Source organism: Campylobacter lari subsp. concheus, from assembly GCF_008245025.1.
Classification (GTDB): domain Bacteria; phylum Campylobacterota; class Campylobacteria; order Campylobacterales; family Campylobacteraceae; genus Campylobacter_D; species Campylobacter_D concheus.
This window is the reverse complement of sequence record NZ_CP043426.1, coordinates 880,064-898,414: the sequence shown is the minus strand read 5'-3', so window position 1 is coordinate 898,414 and position 18,351 is coordinate 880,064. Positions and strand designations below refer to the sequence as shown.

The 18,351-nt window shown below is 28.3% G+C and carries 20 protein-coding genes; 18 read left to right on the top strand and 2 right to left on the bottom strand.

Annotated elements, in window-relative coordinates:
* The first annotated feature begins 152 nt into the window (after positions 1-152).
* From glmU to truA, 7 genes are read left to right on the top strand one after another with little or no spacing between them, the layout of a single operon-like run.
* Positions 153-1,445, top strand: coding sequence for a bifunctional UDP-N-acetylglucosamine diphosphorylase/glucosamine-1-phosphate N-acetyltransferase GlmU (gene glmU, locus CLCT_RS04700; RefSeq protein ID WP_149062416.1), 1,293 nt, complete (start codon positions 153-155; stop codon positions 1,443-1,445).
* On the top strand, positions 1,442-2,605 hold the full coding sequence (coaBC, locus tag CLCT_RS04695; protein WP_149062415.1) for a bifunctional phosphopantothenoylcysteine decarboxylase/phosphopantothenate--cysteine ligase CoaBC: 1,164 nt from the start codon (positions 1,442-1,444) through the stop codon (positions 2,603-2,605). The genes glmU and coaBC overlap by 4 nt, the downstream gene beginning before the upstream one ends.
* Positions 2,602-3,222: a hypothetical protein gene (locus CLCT_RS04690; RefSeq protein WP_170230437.1), complete on the top strand. Its 621-nt coding sequence runs from the start codon at positions 2,602-2,604 to the stop codon at positions 3,220-3,222. The genes coaBC and CLCT_RS04690 overlap by 4 nt, the downstream gene beginning before the upstream one ends.
* Before the next feature lies 1 nt (position 3,223).
* Positions 3,224-3,892: a polyprenyl diphosphate synthase gene (gene uppS / locus CLCT_RS04685; protein ID WP_149062413.1), complete on the top strand. Its 669-nt coding sequence runs from the start codon at positions 3,224-3,226 to the stop codon at positions 3,890-3,892.
* The gene (locus tag CLCT_RS04680; RefSeq protein ID WP_149062412.1) at positions 3,889-4,641 is read left to right on the top strand and encodes a prepilin peptidase; all 753 of its coding nucleotides are present in this window, start codon (positions 3,889-3,891) and stop codon (positions 4,639-4,641) included. Before uppS ends, CLCT_RS04680 begins: the two co-directional genes overlap by 4 nt.
* On the top strand, positions 4,638-5,663 hold the full coding sequence (locus tag CLCT_RS04675) for an LptF/LptG family permease (RefSeq protein WP_149062411.1): 1,026 nt from the start codon (positions 4,638-4,640) through the stop codon (positions 5,661-5,663). Before CLCT_RS04680 ends, CLCT_RS04675 begins: the two co-directional genes overlap by 4 nt.
* Positions 5,663-6,397 (top strand): tRNA pseudouridine(38-40) synthase TruA, encoded by a 735-nt coding sequence (gene truA / locus CLCT_RS04670; RefSeq protein ID WP_039668515.1) that lies wholly within the window; start codon positions 5,663-5,665, stop codon positions 6,395-6,397. The genes CLCT_RS04675 and truA overlap by 1 nt, the downstream gene beginning before the upstream one ends.
* On the opposite strand, the gene CLCT_RS04665 is transcribed toward truA, so the two are convergent.
* Positions 6,351-7,229 (bottom strand): EamA family transporter, encoded by an 879-nt coding sequence (locus tag CLCT_RS04665; RefSeq protein ID WP_149062410.1) that lies wholly within the window; start codon positions 7,227-7,229, stop codon positions 6,351-6,353. The genes truA and CLCT_RS04665 overlap by 47 nt on opposite strands.
* A 1-nt stretch (position 7,230) precedes the next feature.
* The gene (locus CLCT_RS04660; protein WP_039668514.1) at positions 7,231-7,683 is read right to left on the bottom strand and encodes an O-6-alkylguanine-DNA/cysteine-protein-methyltransferase; all 453 of its coding nucleotides are present in this window, start codon (positions 7,681-7,683) and stop codon (positions 7,231-7,233) included.
* 110 nt (positions 7,684-7,793) lie between these two features.
* Between CLCT_RS04660 and CLCT_RS04655 the strand changes: the two genes are divergently transcribed.
* From CLCT_RS04655 to CLCT_RS07785, 11 genes are all read left to right on the top strand, one after another.
* Positions 7,794-9,041, top strand: a complete 1,248-nt coding sequence (locus tag CLCT_RS04655; protein ID WP_149062409.1) for an ankyrin repeat domain-containing protein — start codon at positions 7,794-7,796, stop codon at positions 9,039-9,041.
* On the top strand, positions 9,038-9,784 hold the full coding sequence (locus CLCT_RS04650) for an SDR family NAD(P)-dependent oxidoreductase (RefSeq protein WP_149062408.1): 747 nt from the start codon (positions 9,038-9,040) through the stop codon (positions 9,782-9,784). The genes CLCT_RS04655 and CLCT_RS04650 overlap by 4 nt, the downstream gene beginning before the upstream one ends.
* Positions 9,785-9,800: 16 nt before the next feature.
* Positions 9,801-11,513, top strand: a complete 1,713-nt coding sequence (locus tag CLCT_RS04645; protein ID WP_149062407.1) for a Na+/H+ antiporter NhaC family protein — start codon at positions 9,801-9,803, stop codon at positions 11,511-11,513.
* Positions 11,514-12,554, top strand: coding sequence for a tRNA (uridine(54)-C5)-methyltransferase TrmA (gene trmA, locus CLCT_RS04640; RefSeq protein WP_149062406.1), 1,041 nt, complete (start codon positions 11,514-11,516; stop codon positions 12,552-12,554).
* Positions 12,555-12,612: 58 nt separating this feature from the next.
* Positions 12,613-13,032, top strand: coding sequence for a MarR family winged helix-turn-helix transcriptional regulator (locus CLCT_RS07745; RefSeq protein ID WP_149062405.1), 420 nt, complete (start codon positions 12,613-12,615; stop codon positions 13,030-13,032).
* A gap of 11 nt (positions 13,033-13,043) precedes the next feature.
* Positions 13,044-14,216 (top strand): MFS transporter, encoded by a 1,173-nt coding sequence (locus CLCT_RS04630; protein WP_149062404.1) that lies wholly within the window; start codon positions 13,044-13,046, stop codon positions 14,214-14,216.
* A gap of 67 nt (positions 14,217-14,283) precedes the next feature.
* Positions 14,284-14,643 carry a CoA-binding protein gene (locus CLCT_RS04625; RefSeq protein WP_170230446.1) on the top strand — a complete coding sequence of 120 codons (360 nt, stop codon included), beginning with the start codon at positions 14,284-14,286 and terminating at the stop codon, positions 14,641-14,643.
* Between the two features lie 2 nt (positions 14,644-14,645).
* Complete coding sequence (gene ilvA / locus CLCT_RS04620; RefSeq protein ID WP_149062403.1) at positions 14,646-15,857, top strand: threonine ammonia-lyase; 1,212 nt, start codon at positions 14,646-14,648, stop codon at positions 15,855-15,857.
* A 46-nt stretch (positions 15,858-15,903) separates the two neighbouring features.
* A complete protein-coding gene (cetC, locus tag CLCT_RS04615) occupies positions 15,904-16,395 on the top strand; it encodes an energy taxis response protein CetC (protein ID WP_039668506.1) in 492 nt (163 codons plus the stop codon).
* Between the two features lie 77 nt (positions 16,396-16,472).
* Positions 16,473-16,964 carry a PAS sensor protein gene (locus tag CLCT_RS04610; protein ID WP_039668505.1) on the top strand — a complete coding sequence of 164 codons (492 nt, stop codon included), beginning with the start codon at positions 16,473-16,475 and terminating at the stop codon, positions 16,962-16,964.
* 4 nt (positions 16,965-16,968) lie between these two features.
* Complete coding sequence (locus CLCT_RS07785) at positions 16,969-18,348, top strand: methyl-accepting chemotaxis protein (protein WP_371817767.1); 1,380 nt, start codon at positions 16,969-16,971, stop codon at positions 18,346-18,348.
* Positions 18,349-18,351: the final 3 nt, after the last annotated feature.

Genomic DNA, 18,351 nt, shown 5'->3' with positions numbered 1-18,351 from the left:
CTCCTTTAATTTTAAATTGAAAAAAAGCATTATACCCCCCCCATAAATTTAAGTTTAAAGTAAATGAGAATCTACAAAAATAAGCAATAATCAGTAAGAATTTTTTACTTTAGCTTGTTAAAATAAGCAATAATTTTTTATAAAGGTGTTTCATGAAAATTTCTGTGCTTATTTTAGCTGCTGGACTTGGTACGCGTATGAAATCGCAAAATCCAAAAGTACTTCAAAAAATTTGCTCAAAAGCAATGATTTTACATATTTTAAAACAAGCATATAAAATTAGTGATGATGTATGTGTGGTGCTTTCTCATCAAAAAGAAAAGGTTGAACAAGTTGTTTTAGAGCATTTTCCAAATACACGCTTTTTAGAGCAAGATTTGCAAAATTTTCCAGGTACTGCAGGAGCTTTAAGGGGTTATGAAGGTAAGCATGAAAAAGTATTGATTTTATGTGGTGATATGCCTTTAATTAAGGCAGAGGATTTAGAAAAAATAGCTTTAAATGAAAGTGATTTTAATGTGGCGGTTTTTGAGGCAAAAGATCCAAAAAGCTATGGAAGAATAGTATTAAAAGAAAATAAAATTCAAAAAATAGTAGAAACAAAAGATGCAAACAAAGAAGAACTTGCTATAAACATTTGCAATAGTGGTGTTTATGCTATAAAAGCACAAATTTTAAAAGAGGTATTACCTTTGATAAAAAATGATAATAAAGCCAAAGAATATTATTTAACCGATGCAGTTTATTTGGCAAAAGAAAAGGGTTATGAAATCGATGCGGTGTTTGTAAATGAGCAAGATTTTATGGGGGTAAATGATAAAATAGAGCTTTGCTTAGCTCAAGATCTTATGCAAGAAGCAATTAAAAAAGAATGGATGAAGCAAGGAGTGATTTTTCACATGCCTGCAACGACTTTTATTTCAGATGAGGTTGAGTTTGTAGGCGAGTGTGAAGTGTATGAAAATGTGCGTATAGAGGGAAAATCAAAAATCATTAATTCTATTATTAAAAGTTCAAGTGTGATTGAAGATAGTATAGTAGAAAATAGCGATGTAGGACCTTTAGCACATTTGCGTCCAAAATGTCAGCTTAAAAATACCCATATAGGAAATTTCGTAGAATGTAAAAATGCATTATTAAATGGAGTTAAAGCAGGGCATTTGAGTTATTTGGGGGATTGTGAGATAGATGAGGGAACTAATATCGGTTGTGGTACTATCACTTGTAATTATGATGGGGTTAAAAAACATAAAACCAAAATAGGTAAAAATGTTTTTGTTGGTTCAGATACGCAATTTATTGCTCCGGTTGAGATAAAAGATGAGGTAATCATCGCAGCAGGAAGTACCGTATGTAAAGACGTAGAAAAAGGTTCTTTACATATCAATAGAGCAAAAGTGCAAATCATAGAAGATTTTTACTATAAAAAACTGGGTAAAAAATGAAAACAATCTTACTAGCAGTAAGTGGAAGTATAGCCTTTTATAAAGCTTATGAGCTTATTTCTTTATTAAAAAAAGAAGGTTTTAGGGTTAAAGTTTTGTTAAGCTTGGGAGTTTTGAAATTTGGCACTAAGCTTAGCTTTGAAGCTTTAGCGGATGAAATTTTATGTGAAGATAATGAAAGTTGGCAAAATACTAATAATCATATAGCCTTCAGCAAGACTTGCGATTGTGTACTTTTTGCGCCTGCTAGTATAAATTCTATCAATAAACTAAACTATGGTATAGCAGATAATTTATTTATTCAAACTTTAATAGCAGTAGATAAAAATAAACCATTTTTAATTGCACCCGCTGCAAATACAAACATGTATTTACATTTTAGCACTCAAAATTCTTTAAAAAATTTAAAAGAGCAAGGCTATATTATCATTGATCCTATAGTTAAAACCCTAGCTTGTAAAGATGAGGGTTTGGGAGCTTTGGCTGAGCTTGATAGCATTATAAATACTTTAAAAAGAAGCTTAATGCAAGAAGATTTTTTTAAAGATAAAAGTTTTGTTATAAGCGGTGGTGGAACTAAAGAAAAAATTGATGATGTAAGATGTATTAGTAATTTTTCAAGTGGAAAAATGGCAAAGGCAATTGCTGATGCTTTGTTTTTTTTAGGTGCTAAGGTGGTGTTAGTTAGCTCAGTAGAGTTTAAAACACCTTATAAATTAGAAAAATTTGAATCTTCTTTAGAATTAAAAGAAAAATTGCAAAAATATAAAGATTTTGATGCTTTAATTATGGCTGCTGCTGTGAGTGATTTTATTCTTGAGGCTTATAAGGGTAAGATTAAAAAAGATGAGTATTTAAACGGACTTGATTTAAAATTAAAGCTTAATGAGGATATCTTAAAAAATTTAGATTTTAAAGGTAAAAAAATAGGTTTTAAGATGGAATTTGACGCGCAAAATGCACTAGAAAATGCTAAAAAATCTTTAGTTAGTAAAAATTTAGATATGGTGTGTTTAAATGTCTTAAATGGACAAATGAACTTTGGAGGCGATGAAAATAGCATTTGTTTTATCACTAAAGATAGTATCTCTCAAAGTTTTAAACAAAGTAAAGAAAAACTTGGCTTTATTTTAGCACAAGAATTAAGGAAACTTTGGTGAATATCATCAACTCAACCTTACCTGTAAGAATGCAAATTTTAGAAAAACGCGCATACAATCGCTATGTATTGCTTTTAAATACTAAAAAGCTTGAAACAAAAAGTATGATAGAGCTTGAAGTAGGGGAGGAATATTTAGCCGAAGTTTATGAAGACAAAGGTGTAATTTCTTTTAAAAATCTTTTGAAAAAGCCTAAAATTAGACTTTTTGAAGAGGGAGCTGAACTCATAGAAAAGCTTTTACAAGAAGGTGATGAAAAAGCTTGGTATAAAAAATTCATTATCCAAAGGCTTATGGAAAGTAAAAGTGCGTATGAGTTTGAAATTTATAAGGAAATGTTTTTTGCATTTTTTGAAGGAATTTATCATATACCTTTTGTTTATGAGGGAAATAGGGCTTTGTTTGAAGCTAAGAAAAATGGAAATATTTTAGAAGTGTATTTGTATTTTGAAATTTTTGGTGCTTTAAAAATTATAATTGATAATGGTAAAATCACACGCATACAAACACCTTTTGTCAAAGTAGCGCATTTTTTAAATGAGTATTTTAAATTTGAAGTAGTTAATACGCTTAATCCTATGTTTGTTTTTAAAAGATTGATGGATATAAAGGGATAGAATGAATGAATTAAAACATCTTGCTGTGGTAATGGATGGCAATAGAAGATGGGCTAGAAAAAATGGACTTTTAGAAAAAATTGGCTATAGTCAAGGTGCTAAAGTTGTTGAAAAAATCATAGAAGTATGTATAGATGAAAAAATTCAAAATTTAACCCTTTATGCTTTTAGTACAGAAAATTGGCGAAGACCAAAAGAAGAAGTGGAGTTTCTTTTCAAGCTATTAAATAAATATCTTGATGAGTCTTTAAATAAATTTGTAGCCAATGAAGTGCGTTTTAAAGCTATAGGAAATTTAAATCTTTTAGATGAGTTAACCTTAAAAAAAATACAAAATTTTCAAGAACAAACTAAAAATTACACAAAATTATGTGTAAATTTAGCTATTTCTTACGGAGGCAAGGATGAAATAGTTAGAGCGGTTAAAAAGGTGGTTGAAAAAAATCTTGAAATTAATGAAGCAAATATACAAGCAAATCTTGACTTAAGTGAGGATGTGGATTTGTTTTTAAGGGTAGGGAGTGCTAAAAGAATTTCAAATTTTTTGTTATGGCAGTCAAGTTATGCAGAAATTTATTTTAGTCAAACCTTATTTCCTGCACTTACTAAAAAAGAAATCGCAAATATCATTACTGAGTTTAAAAAACGCAAAAGAACCTTTGGTAAATGATATTTTTCTTTTTATTACTAGGACTTTGTGTGGGTTCTTTTATCAATGTTTTGATTTTAAGAACGATTAATAAAGAAAGCATAATAAGTCCAAGATCAAAATGTCCTAAGTGTTTTAAAACTTTGAAATTTTATCATCTTTTTCCTTTGCTATCTTTTGTATTTTTAAAAGGCAAATGTGCCTTTTGTAAAGAAAGAATTTCTTTGATTTATCCTTTTAATGAATTTATTTGTGCGTGTTTGTTTGTCTTTGCTTTTTATCTAATTGAAGATGTTTTTCAAATTTTAATTTTTGCCTGTATGCTAGCTGTATTATTAGCGCTTTCTTGGATGGATTTTTATCTAAAATCGGTGAGTGAGCTTTGGCTTTGGATTTTATTTATTTTAGCTTTTTGTTTTGATTTTTTACAAAAGAATGGTTTAATTTTAGAGGATTTTCAAGATAGCTTTTTATTTCGAGTGTGTTTTGGGGCGGGGTTAATTTTCATACTAAAAAGTGTGATTAATTTTATTAAAAATTTTAAAAAAAGAGATGAAATTTTAGAAAGTTTAGGGGAAGGTGATGTTATAATAATAGCTTTGATTTTTGGAATTTTTGGTTATGAAAAAGGCTTTTTGATTTTATTTATTGCAAGTTTTTTAAGTCTTTTGATGTTTATAAAAATAGCCAAGAAAGATTATCAAATGCCTATGATTCCTTTTTTATTTTGTGGAATTTTGATTAATCTAACTATAGAAAGTATATTATGAAACTAGTTTATAAGTATTTGCTTAATCAGTTTTTAAGCACAATGTTGTCTTTGTTTTTTACTTTATTTATTATTGTTTCGATTATATTTTTTATACAACTTGCTAAAATTACTGCTTATATTGAAATTACTTTTTTTGAATTAATCAAATTATATATTTTTCTTTTACCAAAGATATTGATTTTTACTTTACCTATATCTTTTTTCATAGCTTTGACTTTGGCATTTTATAGGCTTTCTAGGGAAAATGAAAGCACGGTGTTGTTTGCTTTGAGTGTAGCTCCAAGCATGATAGCAAGTTTTTTTGCAAAAATTGCAGCTTTAGTAAGTGCTTTTATGCTTGTGGTGGTTTTGGTTTTTATACCTATATCTTTTGAACTTTTTGATAGTTTTGTAGATTATAAAAAAATTAGTGCTAAAGTAAGCATAAAAACAGGGGAATTTGGACAAAGATATGGAGAATGGCTTGTTTTTATTGATGCTAAAAATTCTGATGAAACTTATAAAAATATCATAATGTATCATCCAAAGAAAAATCCACAAGACAAAGAACAAGTGATTTTAGCCAAAGAAGGAAAGTTAGAAACAAATGATGGGGTTATTACTTTTAAGCTAGATGAGGGAAAGGCTTATGAGATTAAAGAAGAAGATTGGCATATTTCTAGCTTTAAAAATTTATTAATTAAAAGCAAACTTTCTTCTAAAGAATTAAATACTCAAAGTTTTTATGGGTATTGGTCTGATGTGACAAGCAATAAAGAAAAAGCAAAAGAATTTGTTATTTATATTCTTATAGCTTTATTTCCTTTAGCTAGTGTGCTTTTTGCACTCTCTTTTGGTATAGTAACTTATCGTTATGAAAAAGGTTTTGCTTATTTTGGAATTTTTGTGATTATTTTTGCTTATTTTACGCTTTTGATTAGTTTTTATAATCCTCCCTTTGTAGCTATTGCCGTGATTTTTTCAAGCTTTTTAATTGCTTCTTTGTTTTATTTTAAAGCAAAAATTGCAAGTAAGTATTAATGCTTTTAAAATTAACTTTTTCTTATGATGGTTCTAAATTTCAAGGTTCAGCCACTCAGCCACATAAACTTAGTGTCCAAGATACCTTAGCGCAGGCCTTGTCGCATTTGGGTATTTATGAAAAGCCTTTATTTGCTTCAAGAACTGATAAAGGTGTGCATGCATTTAATGCAGTCGCTTGTGTAAAAGCGGGAGAGTATTTTAAAGATTTTGTATATTTAAAAAATAAAATCAATTATTTTGCACACCCATTTATACATATAAAGCATATCCAAAGAGTGCAAGAAAATTTTCAAGTGCGTTTTAATGTGCAAAAAAGAGCATATCGTTATATTATAAGTCATGAAAAATATAATCCTTTTTTAGCCTCTTATGTGCATTTTTATCCAAAAATAAATATTAAATTAGCCAAGGAAATTGCATTTTTATTTGAAGGAGAGCATGACTTTAAACTCTTTCAAAAAGAAGGCTCTGATAATAAAACAAGCATAAGAAAAATGTATAAAACTAGAGTTTATGCTTATAAAAATTACACTGTGTTTTATTTTGAAGCAAATGGTTTTTTAAGATCGCAAATTAGAATGATGATGGCAAGTATTTTAAAAGTATTAGAAGGAAAAATGTGCCAAAATGAGCTTTTAGAGCAAATCAATGCTAAAAAAGCTCATTGTAGATTTTTAGCTCCTGCTAGTGGTTTGTATTTGAGTAAGATTTCCTATTGTAATGATGCATGATTTTTTTATGTATAAAAAATGAAAAAAGAATGATTAAAGTGCCTATGCAAAAAGGTAATGGCTCTACATCTACTCCAAAAATACTCATGTTGATAAAAATACTTATAGGTATAACGGTATTATTCATCAAGGCTAAAACCCCACTATCTACTTCAGTAGATCCTTTATTCCATAAAAAATATCCAATCCCTGAAGCAATAGTACCAAGATAAATCAAAGCTATCCAAGAGCTTAAATTGGATGGTAAATTACTATAATCTCCAAAAAATAAAAAAGTAGGCAAGGTTATACTGGTTGCGCCTAAATAAAAATAACTAAAGGCTTCTTTTTGGCTTAAGTTTGTATTTTTTTCTAATAAAATTTTATAAAAACTTTGTCCAGCTCCAAATACTAAATTAGCCCCTTGAATAAGTAAAAAGCCATATAAAAAATTAGAGTTAATATTATCAAATTTAACTACAAAAGCACCCATAATACATATAAAAATACTTATGAAATATAAATATCTAAGATTTTTTGAAAAAAGCCCATAGAAAAGCACAACATAAAAAGGCGTAAAAATCGTAAAAAGCGTTACTTCGCTTACACTTAAATATAAAAAAGAATGATAATAAAATAAATTCATTACACCAAGTTGCAAAGCTCCAATGCTTATGAGTTTTAGTTTTAAATATAAATTTAGCTTAAAATTTAAAAAAGGTAAAAATACCAATAAAGACAAAAAAACTTTTGCAAATGCTGCAAAAAAACTATCCATTTCTAAGGTGATAAAATGCCCAATTAGTGAAAAAGAAAAAGCCCAAATAAAACTTGCTAGTAATAAACTTGGCATTTTAAAGCACGCCTTCTAATTTAAGTAAAGATTCTTTGATAAATAAACCACCATTATATCCACCTAAGTGATTTTTAGCTACCACTCTATGGCAAGGTATAAAAATTGCAAGTTTGTTTTTAGAATTTGCATTGCCTACTGCTCTAAAAGCTTTTGGATGATTGATAAAAGAAGCAATTTCTTGATAGGTTTTAGTTTGTCCATAAGGAATTTTTACTAAAGTTTTATATACCTTTTGTTCAAATTCGCTTCCCTGAAGAGCTAGGGGAGTGTTAAAAGTAAAAAGCTTTTTGTTAAAATAAAGGTCTAGTTCTTCTAAAGCTTGTTCTAAAACAGGGTGTTTGTCTTTGGTAAAATCAGGCTTGTATATAGTAAAATCAACATTAATAAGCTTATCTTTATCACTTTGTAAAAGAATATAAGCAAAACTAGCTTTATAAAAACTTTGATACATATTTTTCCTTATTTTAAAAGCAGGCATTGTATGAATTTTAAATTAATTAATTGTTATTAAAGCAAAAATTTAGTTAAAATAGTAATTTAATTTATATTCAAGGAAAATATTTGAAGATTTTATTATTTAGTTTGATTATAAGTTTAAATGCTTTAGCTTTGGATTATAGTTGTGAGTATGTTAAGGAAAATAAGGTTGATTTTTTCAAAGAATTTGAGCCAAAAAATACACAAGATTTTGCACAAGTGGATTTAAATTGCGCTTTTTCTTTAAAAAACCATCAAATCACAAAAAGATTATATGAACTTGCTAATGAAATTAGAGGAAGTAATAGCGCTTGTATGGGCGGAGAATATTTTAGTGATTTGAGAAAATTTGATTTTAAATTATTAGAAATTGCACTTGATCCGCAGGGCTATCAAAAGACTTTACAAGATCCTATAATACTTGAAGAAAAATTTGCAAAATTAAAAGCGTATTTTAGATTTTGGGCTTATCAAAGCATTGGAAATTTTAAACTTTTTAAGGAATTTTGGAAAGAATACAATAATGCGATTAATCCTTTAACAAGATATTTTCAAAAGGAATTTAATTTAGATAAAGCAAGTGCAATTTATTTTGCTAGTAATGCTTTGAATGAATTTTTAAATTGGGCGGTTGGTGAGACTAAAATTTTTAAAGATATTTCAGATTTTGAAAAATTTGTAGCTAATAAAAATAATTCTTTAGAGCAGATTAAAGAGTATATTTATACTAAAAAAATTAGCAATTTAGAATTAAACAATGGTTTTAAATCAGCCTTGTTAAATAATAGAGAAAATGAGATTATAGGAGAATTTATAAAATTAGGTGTAAAAATAAATGAAGGTTATGAGTCTGCTTTATTTTTTGCACTGGATAATGCAGAAAATGTCAAGCTTTTACTTGAAAATGAAGCGGTGATTGATTATAAAAATTCTTTTGGGAAAACACCTTTGTTTTATGCTGTTGAATATAACAACTATAAAGTTGCCAAGCTTTTGCTTGAAAATGGTGCAAATGTAAATCAAAAATACATTAACGATAATGAAAAACTTTCTATTGCCAGTATGGGAAGCAATACACCATACTTTATCACCTTATGTGCGCTTGAGCATACTTCTAAAAATATCTTTATGCATGGGGCAAATTATGCTGATGTAAAAATGCTTAAGCTACTTATAGATTATAAAGCTAATTATAAAGAAATAGATGATTTAGGATTTAATGCTCTTGATTTTGCCATTATTGCAAAAAAAGAAGAAAATATTAAATTTTTAAAAAAACTTGGTTTAAAAGAAAATAAAAATTTGATGTTGTATGAAGAGGCACAACCATGAAAATTGCTTTAATAACAGGGGTAAGTTCAGGCTTTGGATTAGAAAGTTTAAAAGCTTTGATAGAGCTTGGTTATAAGGTTATAGCCATAGCAAGACGCAAAGAAAGATTGGAAAAACTACAAGAGCTTTATGGGGATAAAATTTATCCTATTATACTTGATGTTAGGGATAAACAAGCGGTTTTTACAGCAATTGAAAATTTGCCTCAAGATTTACAAAATATTTCTTTACTTGTTAATAATGCAGGTCTTGCTTTGGGTTTAAATGAGTTTGATTCTTTGGATATTGAAGATATAGAGGCCATGGTAGACACTAATATTAAAGGCTTTTTATACATAGCAAGAGCTACTTTACCTTTACTTAGAAAGGTAAAAAATGCTCATGTGATTAATCTTGGTTCAATTGCGGCAAATGTGCCTTATTATGGAGGTAATGTTTATTGTGGAACTAAGGCTTTTGTGGCACAATTTTCTAAAGCTTTAAGAACGGATTTGCGTGGAAGTAATATAAAGGTAACTAATATCGCTCCAGGGCTTTGTAAAACTGAATTTAGTAAAGTGAGATTTAAAGGTAATATTAAAAAAGCTGATGAGGTTTATGAAAATACTAAATATATTAAAGCTGAAGATATAGCAAAAATTATTACTTTTATTATTAGCTTGCCTGAGCATATTAATATTAACGAAATTGAACTTATGCCTGTGACTCAAACATGGGCAGGAACTTTTAGCGAGAAAATATAAAAACTTAAGGAAAAATATGAAAATTTTTTATTTATTATTAGCTCCTTTATTATTATTTGCTGATGTGCAGGCAAATGCAGAACTTTTTGGAGTTTGGACGCTTTTACCACCGGTGATAGCTATTATTTTAGCTTTTATTACTAAAGATGTAGTACTTTCGTTGTTTATTGGTGCATTAAGTGGTACTTTTATGCTAGGACTTATTGAAAATAGCATTTATCATGCTATTATTGCTTCTTTTACAGGCTTTATTTCTAAAGTGGTAAATGCTATGGCAAGTCCTGGTAATGCAGGAATTTTATTGCAAGTTTTAACTATAGGTGGGGTTGTAGCCCTTATTACTAAAACAGGTGGTACTAAGGCTGTGGCTGTTTGGCTTTCTACTAAAGCTAAGCAGGCAAAAAGTTCACAATTTGCTACTTGGTGTATGGGGATTTTTATTTTCTTTGATGATTATGCTAATTCATTAATCGTAGGTCCTATCATGCGTCCAGTGACAGATAAATTTAGAGTAAGTCGTGAAAAACTTGCTTTTATTATGGATGCAACTGCAGCGCCAATTACCGGTCTTGCTATCATCTCTACTTGGATAGGACTTGAAATTTCTTTAATTCGTAGCGGATATGATTTAATCGATAATGCAACTTTTGCGCATTTGGGTATAGTAAAAGAAGAAATCAATGCTTTTGAAATCTTTGTACAAACCTTACCTTATAGATTTTATAATCTTTTTATGTTGATTTTTGTTGTTTTGACTATTTATACAGGTAGAGAATTTGGGCCTATGTTAAAAGCTGAGCTTAGAGCTAGAGCGGGTAAATTTTCTCATGGTCATGAGCAAATTGATAATATAGAAGATAAGGTTTTAGAACCAAAAGAGCATGTGAAATTACAAGCTTCTAATGCCATTATACCTTTAGCTGTTTTGATTGTATTTTCATTTATAGGTTTTTATTTTAGTGGTTATAATGCTTTGGATGATGCGAGTATTAAAGCGCAAATTGATGCAGCACCATTTAGTTTATTTGCTTTTAGAGAAACTTTTGGCGCAGCTGATGCTTCGGTTGTATTGTTTCAAGCAGCACTTTTAGCTACTATAGTAGCTATTATTTTAGGAATGTATAGAAAAATATTTACTTTAAAAGAAGCTATTGTAGTTTGGACTCATGGTTGGAGAACTATGATTATGACTGTGATTATTTTACTTTGCGCATGGTCATTAGCTTCTGTGATTAAGGATTTAGGAACTTCTAAATATTTAATTGATTTATTTTCAGATAAAACACCTATTTACTTACTTCCTACGGCAATTTTTATTTTTGCTTCTATTATTTCTTTTTCGACAGGAACTAGTTATGGGACTATGGGTATTTTAATGCCTTTAGCTATTCCTTTAGCTATGGCTGTTGGTGTTCATAATGAATTAAGCGGAGCAGAGCTGCACCAATATATGATTATTAATATTTCTGGGGTTTTAACAGGAGCTATTTTTGGAGATCATTGCTCGCCAATTTCTGATACCACAATACTTTCATCTATGGGAAGTAAGTGCGATCTTTTAGCTCATGTTAGCACGCAAATGCCTTATGCTTTGAGTGTTTGTGCTATTAGTATACTTTGTGGTTATCTACCAGTAACACTAGGACTTAATGTATGGCTAGGGCTTGTTTTTGGAATCTTAGCTATGATAGCCTTGCTGTTTGTAGTTGGTAAAAAGGTAGATGCATAGATGCATTTTGAAGAAAAGATTGCTTTAAATAAAGCATTGTTTTCTTCTTTATATGATAAAGAAATCCAGTGCTTTAAGTCGCCTTTAAAAGCTTATAGAACTAGAGCAGAATTTTCTATATATCATCATGAAAATGGGGAAATTTCTTATGCAATGTTTGAAAATAAGAAAAAAATTCCTATTGAAAAATTTGATATAGCAGATGAAAAAATTCAAGATTATATGCCTATTTTATTAAATAATCTAAATGAAAATTTAAAACATAAGCTTTTTGGAGTAGAGTTTTTAGCTACAAAATTAGATTTAAGTATAACTTTACTTTTCCATAAAAATATAGAGTTAATTGCACAAGATTTACAAGAATTAGCAGAAAAATTAAATCTCAAACTCATAGCAAGAAGCAGGGGTAAAAAATTTGTATTTAATGGAGAAAATTTAAGACAAGCTTTAAAAATCAATACAAATGAATTTTTATATGAGTTTAATAATGATTGTTTTATCCAGCCTAATACTTTTATCAATGAAAAGATGATCGAGTGGGTTATATCTTGTATTAGGAGTGATTTTAAACAAGATTTATTAGAGCTTTATTGTGGTTATGGAAATTTTACCATAGCTTTAGCAAGAAATTTTAACAAAGTTTTAGCAACTGAAATTTCTAAAAAAAATATCGAATTTGCTTTAAAAAATTGCGTTTTAAATTCTATTGAAAATATAACTTTTACAAGGCTTTCTAGCGAAGAGTTAAGTCAAGCTTTGAAAAAAGAAAGAGAATTTAATCGCTTAAAAGGCATAGATTTAGATAGCTTTAAAATATCTCATGTCTTGGTTGATCCTCCAAGAGCAGGGCTTGATCTAAGTGTGATTGAACTTATTAAAAATTATGAAAATATCATTTATATTTCATGTAATCCTACCACTTTGAAAGAAAATCTTGAAATCTTATGTCAAAGTCATGAAATTTTAAATTTAGCCTTTTTTGATCAATTTGCCAATACTCCTCATCTTGAATGTGGGGTGCATTTAAAAATAAAAGCCTAGCATAAGTTAGAATTTATACAAGCTTTGTTACTATAAAAATAGTTGATTTAATCAATTAATTTTTTATAAAGGATTTCTTATTTTATTTCAAAAAATTACTTATACAAATAGAAAAATACTCTATCAAGTCAATGAAATTTTAAAACCCTTTGGACTAAAATCAAGTGATTGGAGGGTTTTTGTATATTTAAATCAGCATGGCTATAGCACTTTAGCTCCAATATGTGAGTTTTATCAGATGGATAAAGCTATGCTTTCTAGAGTTGTTTCTAAATTAGCAAAGCTTGAATATATAGAGTTTTTGGAAGCAGATGATAAAAGAGAAAAAATCATTACTTTAAGCGCTAAAGGTAAAGAAATTTTTTTAGATGCAAATGCTTATATAAGAAAATATGAAAGAAATATTTTGGATATCTTAGATGTAAAAGATCAAGAAAGACTTTTAAAATTACTTGATTATATCAATGAGAAAATTTAAAAGGTTTTTTCATGGGATTAAGTAAAAAATATAATTTATTTAATATAAATTTTTTCTGTATTTTTGGGATAAATTTTGTTATTTGTCTTGTTTTTTATATGAGTACTATTTCTAGTACAGATTATGTTTTAGGTGTTTTAAACCTTCAAACTAGCACTGCAGGTCTTATTATGGGAGCTTTTGTTATAGGCGCTTTACTATCTAGACTTTATTTTGGTTCTATAATTGATGATGTTAATATAAAAAAGGTTATAGTGTTTTCGCTTTTGTTTTATCTTTTTATTAATTTAATGTATTTGAAATTTTATAATGTATATTTTTTGATTTTGATACGCTTTTTAGCAGGGATTTGTTATGGAATTTGTTCTTGTGCTTGTGGGGCAGCTATTGCTAGGATAATACCTAGCAATAAAAGAGGAGTTGGTATAGGATATTATGCTACAAGCGTTGTTTTAACTTCAGCTTTAGGTCCTTTTTTGGCCATAAAACTTGACTCTATCAATCAATTTTGGCTTAGTTTTTTAATAGCTTGTTTGAGTATTGTCTTTGCGTTAATCTTATCTATTTTTTTAAAAATAAGAAGATTTAAAAAACATCATCATATAAAAAGAAAATTTAGTATTTATAATTATTTTGAAAAATCAGTTTTAAATTTAGCTTTGGTAACCTTTTTGCTTGCATGCCCTTTTGGCGCTATTATAGCTTATATGAGTGCTTATACCCAAAGTTTAAATTTAGCTTTTGCTGGATCTATGTTTTTTGTGATATATGCTGGGTTTTCTATGGTTTTTAGACCACTTGCTGGTAAAGTGTTTGATAAATATGGTGCTAATATTGTGATGATTTTTTCCTTTTTGAGTTTTATAGTATGTTTGCTTTTACTTGCTTTTGCATTAAATTTTTATATGATTATTTTAGCTGGAGTTTTTTGTGCGTTAGGTTATGCTAATGCTACTTCAAGTGCTCAAGCTTTAGCTATAAAACTTGCACCTAAAGAAAAAATGGGTTTGGCTAATTCTACATTTTTTATAGCTTTGGATTTTGGTATAGGAGTAAGTCCTTATTTGCTAGGTATTATAGAGCCAAGTATAGGTTTTGCCAATGTTTATGCTTTTTGTGTTTTATTGGTTGCAATGGCTTTGATTTTGTATTGTTTGTTGATTGTAAAAAAAGCTTCTTGTTAATTTGATTTTAGATACAATGCTTTAAAAAGGAAAAGCATTGTGTGATAGTTATAAAATACTAAGTACTATGAAAAATATAGCCATTATAGGACTTAGCCCTAATCAAGATAAACCTTCTCATTTTGTAAGCAAATATTTACAAGATTTAGGTTATAAAATTTATCCCATCTATCCTAAAGAAGATTTTATTTTAAATGAAAGGGTTTATAGAAATTTAAAAGAAATCCCTTTTGAAGTTGATACGGTTGTAATGTTTAGAAAAGCAAGTTTTGCAAATGAAATTTTTGAGGATCTTTTGAGTAAAAAGATTAAAAATTTTTGGATGCAACTTGGTATTATCAATGAGGAAATAATGCAAAAATGTAAAAAATATGGTATAAATTGCGTTCAAAATTGTTGCATTAAAATAGAACTACAAAAAGGATAGTCATGGTTGAATTAAATAAAATTTATCAAGCAAAACAAAAAATCGCAGATTTTGTATTAAAAACCCCTTTTGTACACTCTTCTTTTTTAAGTGAGTTTTTAGAAACTGATGTTTTTTTAAAATGTGAAAATTTGCAAAAAACAGGTGCTTATAAAATCAGAGGAGCTTATAATACAATAGCTAATTTAACTAAAGAACAAAAACAAGCAGGAGTAATAGCTGCAAGCGCAGGAAATCACGCACAAGGAGTTGCGATTAGTGCTAAAAAATTTGATATAGAAGCTGTGATTGTTATGCCCGAAGCTACACCTTTATTAAAAGTAAGTGCTACTAAAAATTTAGGCGCAAAAGTGATTTTAAAAGGAGATAATTTTGATGAGGCTTATGCTTATGCACTAAATTATGCTAAAGAACATCATTTAAATTTCATTCATCCTTTTGAAAATGAAAGTATTATAGCAGGACAAGGCACTTTAATGCTTGAAATGCTTGATGAAATAAGTGATTTAGATATGATTTTAGTTCCAGTTGGTGGAGGAGGTTTGATTAGTGGTGTGGCGAGTGCTGCTAAGCAAATTAATCCCGCTATAAAAGTCATCGGAGTGAGTGCTAAAGGAGCTCCTGCGATGTATGAGAGTTTTAAAAATAAAAAAATAATTAATTCAAAAGCTGTTAGAACTATAGCTGATGGTATAGCAGTACGTGATGTGAATAAAATTAATTTTGATATTATTCTTGAATGTGTTGATGATTTTATTCAGGTTGATGATGAAGAAATAGCTAATGCAGTATTATATTTACTTGAAAAACACAAAATAACAGTTGAGGGAGCAGGAGCATCAGCAGTTGCTGCACTTTTACATAAAAAAATAGATTTAAAAAATCATAAGAAAATCGGAGTGATTTTAAGTGGTGGAAACATCGATGTGCAAATGTTAAATATCATTATAGAAAAAGGCTTGTTTAAAGCTTTTAGAAAAATGCTTATTAATGTTACTTTAGTTGATAAACCAGGAGCTTTGAGTGCTTTGAGTGATGCGATTAAAGAAGCTCAGGCTAATATAGTTAAAATTGATTATGATAGATTTTCAACTAAGCTTGAATATGGTGATGCAATGATTTCAATCACTTTGGAAACTAAAGGAAAAGAACACCAAGAATTAGTTAGAAAAATACTTTATGATAAAGGTTTTAATTTTAATGAAATTTTATGATATATTAAATATAATATTTTGTAAATGAAATTAAAAAAGGGTAAAAATGTCACAAGAGAAAATTTTAGAACCAGATACATTGATAACCTCTAAGACAGATTTAAAAGGAAATATCATTTATGCTAATGATGATTTTTTAAAATATGCTGGTTATAAAATGAATGAAATTTTGTATAAGTCACATAATATCGTACGCCATCCTGATATGCCAAGAACGGTTTTTAAGTGTTTGTGGGACTATATACAAGATGGAAAAGAAATTTTTGCCTTTGTAAAAAATAAAACTAAACAAAATGATTATTATTGGGTATTTACTAATGTTACAGCCTCATTTGATAAACAAGGAAATATTATAAACTACTATTCAGTAAGAAGGAAACCAAAAAGAGAAGCAATACCGGTGATAGAGCAAGTTTATAAGGTTTTATTAGAAGTTGAAAAAACAGAAGGCATAAAAGCTGGAGTAAATGAGCTTATGAAAATAGTTAATTCTTATAATATGAGTTATAATCAATTAATTTTAGAGCTTCAAAAATAATTTTTACAAATAAAATTATTTTTTTTATAAAAAAAGGTATAATTAGTCTTATTATTTTAAAAATAAGGAAATTATCTATGTCTTTGGAAAAAGTTCTAACTTCAGATGTTTTGATAACATCAAAAACCAATTTAAAAGGTGAAATTATTTATGCTAATGAAGATTTTTTGAAATATTCTGATTATAAAATTGATGAAATTTTATATAAACCTCATAGTATTATGCGTCATCCTGATATGCCAAGAACTGTCTTTAAATATTTATGGGATAATATTCAAATGAAAAGAGAGGTTTTTGCTTTTGTAAAAAATAAAACAAAATTTAATGATTATTATTGGGTTTTTGCAAACATAACAGCTTCTTGTGATTCTAATGAAAATATTTTAAATTATTATTCAGTAAGAAGAAAGCCTAAAGCAGAGGCTGTTAAAACAATAGAAGAAATTTATAAAGTTCTTATAAGAAAAGAAAAGGAAGGTGGTGTAAAAGCAGGACTTGAAGAACTAAATGCTGTAGTAAAATCCTATGGGATGAGCTACAATGAATTAATAATGCAAATTCAAAAATAAAAGGATGTTGATGAAAAATATAGTATTAGTTGGTATTGGTCTGGGTATTTTATCTTGTGCAAATTCTATATATTTTATAGATTTTATTTCTTTTGGGTTTTCTTTGGCTTTGTTTTTATTGTTTACTTTTGCTTTTGTTGTTTTAAAAAAAGAAGATCAATTTAGTGATAAAATCTTAGATCTTAGTAGAGAATTAAAAAATGGTAATTTTGATTCAAGAATTGTATACATTAAATGTAGCAATAAAAAACTTAAAGAAATTGCAGATAATCTTAATAATACTATAGATGGCTTAGAAGCTTATTTGAGAGAAATTAATACTTCTATTGCTTGTTCTCAAAAGGGTGAGTATTTTAGAAGAGCTATTCCTGAAGGTTTAAAAGGAATTTTTGTTCATAATATTAACTTTATCAATAAAGCCTTAGATGATATAGAAAAAACAGGAAAATCTGTTTTTAAAAATGCTTTATCAAGAGAATTGATGGATTTGAGTTTAAATAGTCAAAATAAAAATTTAAACGACTTATCTTCTGCTTTAAATGGTATTATTAAGTTGATGAGAGAAGTTTTTGGTGATATTAAAATCATATCAGATACTGCTCAAAAGAATGGTTTAGAAGTGGGTAATTTGCAAGATTCGATTTCTTCTATGATGCAAGTAGCTGATGAGAGTAAAAATGCTGTTGATACTTTTGCATCAAATGCTCAAAGTATCAATGCAATTGTAGAAGTTATTAGAGATATAGCAGATCAAACTAATCTTCTTGCGCTAAATGCGGCTATTGAGGCTGCTCGTGCGGGTGAACATGGAAGAGGCTTTGCTGTGGTTGCAGATGAGGTAAGACAACTTGCTGAAAAAACGCAAAAAGCAACTGGTGAGATTACCTTAGCAATTCAAGTAATGAATCAAGAAATTGGCTCAATACAAGAAAACAGTGAAAAGGTATTTGATATTGCAAATTCTTCTAATAGCAAAATCGCTAATTTTAGCGAAGCATTTAGAGAATTAGAAGATAAAAGTTCTCATTTAGGAAAAGAATTTGTGAATTTTGCTTCTGATTTGACTTTATCAGCTATGAAAATAGATCATATTTTATATAAATCAGATGTTTATCTTACTCTTAATGGTTCTCAGCAAAATTTACAAAATCTTGATCCAATCTCTAGTTTATGTAAAGATGAAGATGCAAAAAGCATTTTCTGTCCTTTAATCTCTCAAAATGAAATGGATTCTAAGAGTGAAAAAATACAACACTCTGCAAATAAAGCTATAGAAATAGCTAAAAAAGAAAATATTTCAAAAGAAGATTATGACTCAATTATTAGTGATATAAGAGAGTTGGAAAAAGATAGTAAATTAATTATGGATAAACTAGAAGCTTAATAA